The sequence below is a fragment of the Caulobacter sp. SSI4214 genome, from assembly GCF_012184455.1.
In the GTDB taxonomy this organism is placed as follows: Bacteria; Pseudomonadota; Alphaproteobacteria; order Caulobacterales; family Caulobacteraceae; genus Caulobacter; species Caulobacter vibrioides_E.
In genome coordinates this window covers 1-10,260 of the sequence record NZ_SZWJ01000125.1, presented here as the reverse complement: position 1 = coordinate 10,260, position 10,260 = coordinate 1, and the positions used below count along the sequence as shown (strand labels likewise).

Below are 10,260 nucleotides of genomic sequence, written 5' to 3'. Positions count from 1 at the left end.
AGGTCGAGGCCCGGCGTGAAGGGCAGGGGCGGTTTGAACTGGTACTCGCCCCGCGTCATCAGGAGGTCGGGAAAGTTGACGCTGGCCGCCCGCGCCCGGACCAGCGCCTCGCCGGGACCGGGCGTCGGCGTCGGCACCTCGCGCACCGCGCAGCCGGCGAAGTCGGGCGCCAGGTCCTCGACGACGAGGGCGCGCATGGTGGGTGGGATTGAACTCATGCCCTCTCCTTTTAAATCCGACCTCCCCGGCGAACGCCGGGGCCCAGATTCAGCCTGAGCGGTTTGGGATGATCCGAGACGCGCCTTTTGAGAATATCCGGCGTCCGCGGGTTCGATCTGGGCCCCGGCGTTCGCCGGGGAGATCGGGTGTTTGGCTTAAGTCCTCGCCTCGAACGCTTCCCGCACCAGCCCCGCGATTTCGCGACAGGCCGCGTCGGCCGCCGGGATCGCGCCGGTGAACGCGGTGAACCCATGCGCCAGGCTGTCGTAGCAGCGGTAGCTGACCGGCACGCCCGCCGCCTTCAGGCGCTTGGCGTAGGCCTCGCCCTGGTCGTTCAGCGGGTCGAAGCCGGCCGTGGCGATCACCGCCGGCGCCAGGCCCGAGAGGTCGGCGGTCTTGTCCGGCGACAGGCGCGGATCGGCCGGGTCGGCGTCGGGGCCCATATAGTGGCCCATGAACCAGTCCATCGTCTCGCGGGTCAGCGGATAGGCGTCGGCGTAGGTGGTCATGGACGGCGTCTCGCTGGCCACGTCCACGGCCGGATAGATCAGGATCTGCGCGGCCGGTTGCGGCTCGCCCTTGCGGGCCATCTCCTGGGCGACGATGGCCGAGAAGTTGCCGCCCATGCTGTCGCCGCCGATGGCCGGCGGGACCGGCGCGGCGCCGAAGCGGGCGGTGTTGTCCCGCGCCCAGCGATAGGCGGCCAGCACGTCCTCCAGGCCGGCCGGGAACTTGTGCTCCGGCGCCAGGCGATAGTCGACCGAGATTACCGCCGTCCGACAGATCCGCGCCAGGATCGAGCAGAAGGCGTGGCAGGTCTCCAGGTCGCCGATCACCCCGCCGCCCATGTGGGCGTAGACGATCAGCGGCGCGCCGCTGTCCTGGTTCTCGGGGCGATAGGCGCGGCAGGGGATCGGTCCGTTCGGCCCCTCGACCGACAGGCTCTCGGTGCGCACGCCGGGTTCCAGCGGACCCTGCACGGCGGCCAGGCCCCGGGCGCTGCCGGCCACGGCCTCGGCGGGCGAGAGCGTGCTCATCGGCGGCAGCTTCTTGGCCGCGTGGGCGAAGAACTGGAAGCGCGGGTCCAGCGTGCGCCCGCCCTTATAGACCACGCCGCCGCCCGACATGGCCCGCAGGATCGGGCTGGGCAGCGACAGGATCAGCTTCAGGATGGTCTTCTGCGCGGCGTCCGAGGCCATGTTTGCTCCCTTATATTGTCTAGCGTCGCTCCGAACCCGTCTCCCCGGCGAAGGCCGGGGCCCGGATTCAGTCCGAGCGGTTTGAGATGATCCGAGACGCGCCTGTCCCGACCCCGCTGGCGCTCGGGGCTCGATCTGGATCCCGGCCTTCGCCGGGAAGAACGGGGGAAGGGCGCTTGGAGGTCAAGGCCTACAACCTCGGCAAGGCGGGCAGGCCGCCCAGGATCAGCTTGACCGCGAAGTCGGCCGCGCCCTCGGTGTCGATGGGGCGGCGCTCCAGCATCTTGTCGCCGATCTCGCGGGCCACCGCGATGCAGGCCGAGGTCAGGTAGTCGAGGTCGACGGCCGGAGCATGGGCGCGTTCCAGCACCCGGGCGAAGCCCTCGCGCACCTCGTCGAACACCGCGGTCAACTCCGGCGAGGGGCGGGCGTGCGGCAACTGCTCGCCCGGCGGGCGGTTGAGGCGCCAGCTCTCTTGCTCGGTGGCCACGAAGTTGAAATAGGCCAGGATCGCCCCGCGCACGAAGCTCTCGAAGTCGGTCGCCTTTTCGGACTCGGCGCGCAGAAGCGGCCGAAAGCGCCGCGCGCCGTCGTCGGCCAGGGCGTCGAACACCTCTTCCTTGGACTTGTAGTAGTTATAGAAGGTGCCCGAGGCGAGGCCGGTGCGGCGGATGATGTCGCGCACGGTCGCGGCGTCGTAGCCCAGCTCGCCGAACACCGCGCGGGCGGCGTCCAGGATCGCCTGGCGGTTCGCCGTCTTGGTGCGTTCCCGCTTGCCCGGCCTTTGATCGACATGGGGCTTGGGGAAATAGGCGATGTTCGACATGGGCGGCGACTCGAAGGCGGGACGTTCGTGACGCCCCGTCATGATCACAGCCTTAGTCGGGGGCCGGACGCAAGGGTTTGGCGAGCGGCTCTTCCACATCCGATCTTCCCGGCGAATGCCGGGACCCAGATCATAAGGCTTTGTAAGCGCCGGCTGGAACACCGCTCAGCCTCTCATCTGGGCCCCGGCGTTCGCCGGGGAAATCGGAGTCGAGGGAGGTCTCACAGCGGCTTCACCGGCTGTTCGATGTCGTAGACGGCCTCGCTGATCGCCTCCAGTTTCTCGCGGTACAAGGCCTGGGCGTCGTGGAGGCCTTGGTTGTAGAAATAGGGGCCCAGCCGCTCGGTGATGAAATCCAGCAGGAACTCGGCGTCGAAGCCCTTCACCTCCAGATCCAGCTCGGTCCGTAGGTAGTCCGAGAGCCCGCCGACCAGCTTGGCGCGGGTGTCCTTGTCGAAGGTGATCTTGGGCATTCTTGGTCCTCTCCCGTCCCTTTGATGGGGGCAGGGCGGGGTTGGGGGTGATGAGGCGTCGGATAGTGGCAAGGCCGCGCCCTTTTCGAAACCCGTGTCACCCCATCCCAACCCTTCCCCATCCAAGGGGAAGGGGTTTAGCTCGCCAGCAGCGGTTCCGACTTGCCCTCCGCCCGCGCCGCCACCGGCAGCTTGCCGCCGGCCGCCCTGGCCCGCGCCTCGCCCTTGGCGATCTCCTTCTTCAGGTCGGCGCAATAGACGTTGAAGTCGACTTGGATGGTGTGCCGGGCCGCCTGGTAGAACTGGCCCAGATGGCGCTCCTCGTCCTTGACGATGATGCGCTCCATCTCCGCCTCCGGCGGCGGGGCGTATTGACCGACCAGATAGGCGGCCGCCAGCTTGGCCTGCTGCTCGGCGAAGTTCACCAGGGTCGGCAGGGGCTGGGCCAGGCCCATGAAGAAGAGGTTCGGGATCCCCGGCTTCATCATCCGCTTGAACAGCGGGAAGCGGTGGTCGGCGCCGGGCAAGAGCTCCGGATCGTCGAAGAACGGGAAGCTGATCTTGTAGCCGGTGGCGAAGATGATCGCGTCGACGTCCTCGACGCTGTCGTCGGCGAAGCGCACGCGCTTGCCCTCCAGCGCCTTGATCGCCGGCTTGAACTTGATGTCGCCGCAGCCCGCGCGGGTCAGGAACTCGCCGGAGACCGACGGGTGGGCTTCCAGCGGCTCATGGTCGGGCTTGGGCAGGCCATAGTCCTCCATCCGGCCGACGGTCTTCTTCAGCACCGATCGGGCCAGGGCCACGCCCAGCTTGCGCGGCATCCAGGCGGGCATGGCGGATTTGTCGGCCGGCTTGCCGTTCAGGTACTTGGGAAACACCCAGACCCCGCGCCGGGCCGAGACCCAGAGGTTCTTGGCGATCGGCCGCTGCGAGAGCTCGCTGGCGATGTCCATCGCCGAATTGCCCATGCCGACCACCACGACGTTCTTGCCGCGCATGTCGACCGGATCGAACGGGTCGCAATAGGCGTGGGCGTGGAAGGCGGGGCCGTCGAACTCGCCCGGATATTCCGGCACGCGCGGGTCCCAGTGGTGGCCGTTGCAGACGAACAGCACGTCATAGAGCCGGGTCTCGCCGGTCGACAGGGTCACCGACCACAGGCCCTCGCTGGTCCGCCGCGCCGTCTCGACCTTGGTGTTGAAGGTGATGGTCGGGCGCAGGCCGAAGTGGTCGACATAGTCCTTGAAGTACTGGAACAGCTGCGCGTGGTGCGGGAAGTCGGGCCAGTCCCTCGGCACGGGGAAGTCCTCGAAGGCCAGCCGCCACTTGCTGGTGTCGATGTGCAGGCTCTCGTAGCAGGCCGACAGGCCGTTGGGGTTCTTGTAGTACCAGTTGCCGCCGATCTCGTCGGACATCTCGAAGCAGTCGTAGGGGACGCCCAGGTCCTTCAGCCGCTTGAGGGTGGTGAAGCCGCTGCAGCCCGCGCCGATGACGCACGCCTTGGGCAGCCTCGCGTGGGGGACCCTGGCCGACATTCCACCCTCCTGACTTATCGTTGTTCAGGTGAGTGTACCGGCGTTACGCCAACCGGCAAGCGGCCTTTAGGTAAGCTCGCTCAACGCCCGAACGTCTGGGGCGCGTAGGTGGCGACGCAGGCGGCGTTGCACTGGGCCCAGCGTCCGCCGCAGCCGTCGTCGTCGCCGCCCGCGTTGCAGAAGAACAGCGTCTTGGAACAGGTCGCCTTGCACTGGGCCTGATCGCCGGGCGGCCGGGCGCTGGCCAGCGGGATCGGGGCGGGCAGTACGAAGCTGGGGGCGTTGACCGGCGCCGGAGGCGGCGCGGCGGCCTTGGGCGGCGGAACCACGATCACGGGCTTGGCCGGCGCGGCGGCGGCCGGGGCGGCGAGGGCGACGAGCAGAAAGGCGAGCGCGCGGCGCATGGGGCGACGCTAGCGAAATAGGGTAAAGGCGCGATTAACCGTATCGCCGGCTCAGACTTCCGTGTCCAGCGCGTCGAAGGCCTCGTTAAGAAGAGCCGCGATAGGGCGGCGTCCCTCCTCGCGATTGAAAGCCTCCAGCGACAGGCGCAGCGCGCCGATCGACATCATGGCCACCAGCCGCAGCCCGGTCTCCCGCTCGGCCTCCGGCCATAGCGCGCGCAGGGCGGCGAACAGCGTCGCCTCGTGCTGGACATAACTGGCCTGTTTGCGGGCGAGTACGGCTTCGCTGGACCGCATCACCCGGTCCAGGATGAGCATTTCGCCGGGATCATAGGCGTCGCTGATGCGGACCAGCGCCTTGCGCACGGCGTCGATCGGCCTTTGATCCCGCGATTCTAGGGCCAGGGCCGCACTCAATAGGTCGCCGAGCCCCGCCTGCATGGCCAGCAGAATCTCGTCCTTGGACTTGAAGTAGTGGAAGAACGTTCGCCGGGAAATCCCGGCCTCGGCGGCGATGGCGTCCAGGGTCGTCGCCTCGTAGCCGTGAGCGATGAACAGCCGTGTTCCCGCCTCCGTGATGCGCCGCAAGGTCTCGCGCCGCTTGCGTTCCCGCAGGCCTTCTCCGGACGCGCGCGAAGGATCGCTGTGGGTCATTGATCTCGACCACTTGAAATATTGCACTTAGTGCATTAATTTCTGCACCGAGTGCGATTTTCTCACGGGGACAAGGCGATGGCTAGCTGGACCACAAAGAACATTCCGCCGCAGGGCGGCCGCTGCGCGGTCGTCACCGGGACCGGAGGGCTGGGCTTCGAGGACGCCCTGGCGCTGGCGCGGGCTGGGGCGGACGTGATCATCGCCGGCCGCCATCCGGGCAAGGGGGCGGACGCCGTGGCCCGGATCCGCCACGCCGCTCCGGCGGCGAACATTCGCTTCGAAACGCTGGATTTGGCCAGCCTGCGGTCGGTGGCCGACTTCGCCACGCGGCTGCGGGGCCAGCGCGACAGCCTCGACCTGCTGATCAACAATGCCGGCGTGATGACGCCGCCCACGCGCCGCGCCACGGCTGACGGCTTCGAGTTGCAGCTGGGGACCAACTATCTGGGTCACTTCGCCCTGACCGCGCACCTGATGCCGATGCTGCGCGGGGCGCTGAAGCCGCGGGTGGTCACCGTGTCGAGCGTCGCGGCCCGGGGCGGAAGGATCGATTTCGACGACCTGAACGCCGAGCGCGGCTATCGGCCGATGCCGGCCTACAGCCAATCCAAGCTGGCCTGCCTGATGTTCGCGCTCGAGCTGCAGCGGCGCGGCGACGCGGGCGGCTGGGGCGTGGATAGCATCGCCGCCCATCCTGGCATCGCGCGCACGGAGCTCCTGTTCAACGCGCCCGGCCGGGAGAGCGCAGCGGCCCGCGCCCGAAGCCTGCTGTGGTTCCTGTTTCAGCCCGTGGCCCAAGGCGCCTTGCCGACCCTGTACGCGGCGACGTCGCCTGAGGCGCGGGGCGGCGGCTACTACGGTCCGAACGGTCTGGGCGAGACGCGAGGTTATCCGGCGCCGGACCGCTTCCCGGCCCAGGCGCTAGACACCGCCGCCGCCGCGCGCCTTTGGGCGGTCTCCGAGCGAATGACCGGTGCCCGCTTCGCCTAGCCGCGCAGCATCTCGCGTCCCGCCCAGACGCTGTGGGTGCCGCTGCTGAGCTTGTGGGGCAGGGCCAGGCGGCAGACGATCTCGAAGCGCTTGGCGTCGATGATCGCGCACTCCGAGCGGCCCTTGGTCTCGTCGATCAGGAAGGTGACCAGATAGCCGTCGTCCTCGTCGGTCGCCCCGACCCGGGGCGCGAACGGCGCCTCGCTGGCGTAGACGCCGTCGGGCAGGGTGATCGACCAGCTCTCGCCCGTCTCCAGGTCGTGCTTGACGAAGCCGTTGAACAGGAACCAGCCGGGCCGCGTGGTGGTCGAATAGGCGTAGCGATAGGGCCGGCCGGCGTATTTCTGATTGAACATGCCGAATTCCAGGATCCGGTCGTCCAGGTGCTTCTCGGTCGTCTGGCCGGTCTTCAGGTTGAACCGCCAACGGTGCAGCTTGGGAAGGAAGCTGTGCTCGTCCAGATAGGCCATCAGGTGGCCGTGGCCGTCGGGGGCGCTTTCCAGCGGGCGCGGGGTCGGGTTTTCCTGGAAGTAGCCGTCCAGCACCACCTCGTCGCCGTCCTCATAGGCGTTGAGCCAGTGCAGGACATAGGTCGGCTCGGCCTCGAACCAGCGCGGCTCGCCGCCGTGGCGCGGAACGATGGCGAAGCGCGACGGCACGCCCTTGTGCAGGCGCACCGCGTGGATGTTCCGCGCCATCAGCTCCTGGTCCCAGAACACCGGCAGGTCGTTGAGGATCGCGTATTTCGACGAGAAGGCCATGTCGTGCGGCAGGCGCGGGCCGGGCGTGGGGACCGCCTGATAGACCGTGCGCTTGCCGCTGGCGTCGACCACGCCATAGTGCATGTAGGGCGCGGACTTGGAGTAGTTGAAGAACAGCAGCTCGCCGGTGGCCTCGTCGACCTTGGGGTGGGCCGACACGCCGTCCAGCGGCGCCCATGTGGCCACGCCCAGGGTCTCCAGGGTCAGCGGATCCAGCCGATAGGCCTCGCCGCACTGGTAGAAGGTGGCCAGGGCCTCGCCGTTGTGGACGACGATGTCGGTGCTGGCGCTGTCCTTCAGGGCGCCGTGGGCGCCGAAGCCGGGGCGCTTGGATGTGCCCGGACCGTCCATCAGCCCGCCCCACAGGCCCTCGCCAGCCTCCTGCTCGGCCTCGAAGCAGCGGGTGCGGACGAAGCGGTTGCGATAGGAGGCCTCGCCGCCCTTGAACTCGATCTGGCAGATCATGCCGTCGCCGTCGAACGGGTGATAGCGGCCCAGCGGGTCATGGACGGGGTTTTCGGTGTTGCGCAGATAGACGCCGTCCAGGTCGGTCGGGATCGCGCCCTCCAGCACCGGCAGGTTCCAGGCGTTGACCTCCTCGTGCAGCGGGGTCCAGGGCCCGGTCATGTACGGGTGGTTGGTCGGCGACAGCGACACGCGCACCGGCGGCAGGCGTTCCACCTTCATCTCGGCGACGTTCTGGGCGACCTTCATCTCGGCGACGGTCATGGCGGCTCCTCCCGATCGAGACGCCTAGTATGACGCATTAGTCTCGTTGTGCAAGTTTCCCATGCGTCGCTTTCGCGCCGCGAAGGGGGCGTCCTAAGCCAGAGCCGCGAACGCCTCGGTGGTCGCGTCCAGTCCCGAGGCTTCGTCGGTCCAGATCGCCACGACCCGGCAGCCGCGCGCATAGGCGGCGAAGCCGCTGCCGGGGCCGCCGCCGGTGTGGCCCAGAGGATGGTTCAGCGGATCGTCGGTCCGCAGCATCAGGCCCAGGGCGTAGGCCGGGTCGGGGTGCAGGGCGCTACGATGCTCGGGCAGGGCGCGGCGCTCCAACATGGCCGCGAAGGTCTCGGGCGACAGCAGCGCGCCGGTGATCAGCGCGCGCAGCAGCCGGGCGGCCTCGATCGCCGGACCCACGACCAGGCCGTGATAGACCCAGCCGGGATGGTAGTCGGGCGCGCCGCCCATGGCGACGTCGGCCAGGTCCTCCGGCGTCAGCGCCAGTCGGGCGGCGGTCAGGCCGGCCGGCGCGAAGACCAGGGCGCGCAGGGCCTCGCCCAGCGCGAGGTCGGACGCGGCCGAGACGACCTGGGCGACCTCCAGATAGCCGATGTTGGAATAGGCCCAGCCCTCGCCGGGCGGATAGCGGAGACGGGCCGCGTCGGTCTCGGCCAACAGGCGGTCCGTCGACCAGGGCGGCGCGCCGGCGGCGACGTCGTCGTGATAGGCGGGCAGGCCGCCATAGTCGGGCAGCCCCGCCTCGTGCCGCAGCAGCTGGGCCAGGCTGAAGGGCCGTCCGGGCAGGGGCTTGTCCAGCGCCAGACGGCCGTCCTCGACCAGGCGCAGGGCGGCGATGGCCAGCGCCGTCTTGGTGAAGCTCCACCACGGAACGGAGCCGGCATGGCCCGAAAGGGTTTCGGTTCCGGCGGAGTTGATCAGGGCGCGCGATTCCACCCTGCCTTGATACTACCGCGCCGGGCTGACCCGCCAGACCGTGTCGCCCACATCGTCGGCGACCAGCAGGGCGCCGCTGTTGTCGACGATGACGCCGACCGGACGGCCCTGGGCCTTGCCCTTGTCGTTCAGGAAGCCGGTGACGAAGTCCTCGACCTTGCCCGCGGGCTTGCCGGCCTCGAACGGGACGAAGATCACCTTGTAGCCGGCCTGCGGGTTTCGGTTCCACGAGCCGTGCTGGCCCACGAACACGCCGCCGCGATAGCGGGCCGGGAAGCTCTGGCCCTGATAGAAGGCCAGGCCCAGCGAGGCGGTATGGGCCCCGACCGCGAAGTCCGGAACGATGGCGCGCTCGACCAGGTCGGGGCGGCGGTCGCTGTCGCGGATCCGCTTGTCCGCGTGTCGGCCGAAATAGCTGAAGGGCCAACCGTAGAAGCCCCCCTCGCGCACCGAGGTGATGTAGTCGGGCACCAGGTCGTCGCCCAGTTCGTCGCGCTCGTTGACGGCGGTCCACAGCTGGCCGGTGGCCGGGTTCCAGTCCAGGCCGTTCGGATTGCGCAGGCCCGAGGCGAAGATGTGCTTGGCGCCGGTGGCCAGGTCGATTCGCAGGATCGCGGCGCGGTCGGTCTCGGCGGCCAGGCCGTTCTCGCCGACATTGCTGTTGGAGCCGACGGTCGCATACAGCGCCTTGCCGTCCGGACTGGCGATGATGTTCTTGGTCCAATGGTGATTGATCGGTCCGCCCGGCAGGTCGGCGACCTTGCGGCCCGGCGCGTCGATGCGGGTCTGCCCCTCGACATAGGGGAAGGCGACGATGGCGTCGGTGTTGGCGACATAGAGCGTGTCGCCGACCAGGGCCATGCCGAACGGCGAGTGCAGATGGGTCAGGAACGGGACCTTGGTCTCGGCCACGCCGTCGTGATTGGCGTCGCGCAGCAGGGTGATGCGGTCGGCGCTGGGCACGCCCGCCCCGGCCTTCTTCATCAGCAGACCCTCGAAGAAGCCGCGAACGCCCTTCGGCTTCTCACCGTCGCGCGGGCCGTTGGTCTCGGCGACCAGCACGTCGCCATTGGGCAGGGCCAGCAGCCAGCGCGGATGGTCCAGGCCGGTGGCGAAGGGCTGGATCCGGAAGCCGGCCGGAACCTTCGGCGTCTTGCCGGCCGGCCATCCGACCACATCGGAAACCTTAACGGTCGGGATCAGGGCGCGTCGCGGTTCGGGCAGGGCGGGGTTCGCGCCGTAGCCGACGGAATTCCCTGTCTGGCCAGGGCTTTGGCCGCATCCCGCCAGGGCCGCGAGCGCGGCGCAGGCGACCAGCGCCCCGTAAAAACCGCGACGCATAGCCGCTCTCCCTCTTCATCCAGCGTTCAACGCGCGAGGGCTCTAATCGGCCACGGTCGTCGAGACGGGTTTGGCCATGGTGAAGTTCTTAGCCACAACGATCAACCGCAGATATCTGATGGGCGGCCTGCTGGGCCTCGGTGCGCCGGGCGCGGCCTCCGCCGCCGCGCGCGGGAAG

10 protein-coding genes and 1 pseudogene are annotated in these 10,260 nt (G+C 69.0%); 1 reads left to right on the top strand and 10 read right to left on the bottom strand.

Going from position 1 to position 10,260, the window contains the following annotated elements; all coding sequences use genetic code 11:
* The 7 genes and pseudogenes from FCU40_RS21475 to FCU40_RS21445 form a co-directional block, all read right to left on the bottom strand.
* Nucleotides 1-218, bottom strand: a pseudogene (locus FCU40_RS21475) (NADPH:quinone oxidoreductase family protein); the annotation flags it as partial.
* Between the two features lie 156 nt (nucleotides 219-374).
* Nucleotides 375-1,418, bottom strand: coding sequence for an alpha/beta hydrolase (locus FCU40_RS21470; RefSeq protein ID WP_168077748.1), 1,044 nt, complete (start codon nucleotides 1,416-1,418; stop codon nucleotides 375-377).
* Between the two features lie 190 nt (nucleotides 1,419-1,608).
* Entirely contained in the window at nucleotides 1,609-2,244 is a 636-nt protein-coding gene (locus FCU40_RS21465; RefSeq protein ID WP_168077752.1) for a TetR/AcrR family transcriptional regulator, read from the bottom strand.
* A gap of 221 nt (nucleotides 2,245-2,465) precedes the next feature.
* Nucleotides 2,466-2,717, bottom strand: a complete 252-nt coding sequence (locus tag FCU40_RS21460) for a DUF2164 domain-containing protein (protein WP_168077746.1) — start codon at nucleotides 2,715-2,717, stop codon at nucleotides 2,466-2,468.
* 137 nt (nucleotides 2,718-2,854) lie between these two features.
* Nucleotides 2,855-4,252, bottom strand: coding sequence for an NAD(P)/FAD-dependent oxidoreductase (locus FCU40_RS21455; RefSeq protein ID WP_168077744.1), 1,398 nt, complete (start codon nucleotides 4,250-4,252; stop codon nucleotides 2,855-2,857).
* Between the two features lie 80 nt (nucleotides 4,253-4,332).
* Nucleotides 4,333-4,656, bottom strand: a complete 324-nt coding sequence (locus tag FCU40_RS21450; protein WP_168077742.1) for a hypothetical protein — start codon at nucleotides 4,654-4,656, stop codon at nucleotides 4,333-4,335.
* Between the two features lie 51 nt (nucleotides 4,657-4,707).
* On the bottom strand, nucleotides 4,708-5,244 hold the full coding sequence (locus FCU40_RS21445) for a TetR/AcrR family transcriptional regulator (protein ID WP_206677362.1): 537 nt from the start codon (nucleotides 5,242-5,244) through the stop codon (nucleotides 4,708-4,710).
* Between the two features lie 144 nt (nucleotides 5,245-5,388).
* On the opposite strand from FCU40_RS21445, the gene FCU40_RS21440 reads away from it, so the two are divergent.
* Nucleotides 5,389-6,303 (top strand): SDR family oxidoreductase, encoded by a 915-nt coding sequence (locus tag FCU40_RS21440; protein WP_168077738.1) that lies wholly within the window; start codon nucleotides 5,389-5,391, stop codon nucleotides 6,301-6,303.
* Here the strand turns inward: FCU40_RS21440 and FCU40_RS21435 are convergent.
* The 3 genes from FCU40_RS21435 to FCU40_RS21425 form a co-directional block, all read right to left on the bottom strand.
* Nucleotides 6,300-7,751, bottom strand: a complete 1,452-nt coding sequence (locus FCU40_RS21435) for a carotenoid oxygenase family protein (RefSeq protein WP_168077750.1) — start codon at nucleotides 7,749-7,751, stop codon at nucleotides 6,300-6,302. The two genes, FCU40_RS21440 and FCU40_RS21435, sit on opposite strands and share 4 nt — an antisense overlap.
* A gap of 135 nt (nucleotides 7,752-7,886) precedes the next feature.
* On the bottom strand, nucleotides 7,887-8,741 hold the full coding sequence (locus tag FCU40_RS21430; RefSeq protein WP_168077736.1) for a serine hydrolase domain-containing protein: 855 nt from the start codon (nucleotides 8,739-8,741) through the stop codon (nucleotides 7,887-7,889).
* A gap of 12 nt (nucleotides 8,742-8,753) precedes the next feature.
* Nucleotides 8,754-10,082, bottom strand: a complete 1,329-nt coding sequence (locus FCU40_RS21425) for a sorbosone dehydrogenase family protein (protein ID WP_168077734.1) — start codon at nucleotides 10,080-10,082, stop codon at nucleotides 8,754-8,756.
* Nucleotides 10,083-10,260 lie beyond the last annotated feature (178 nt).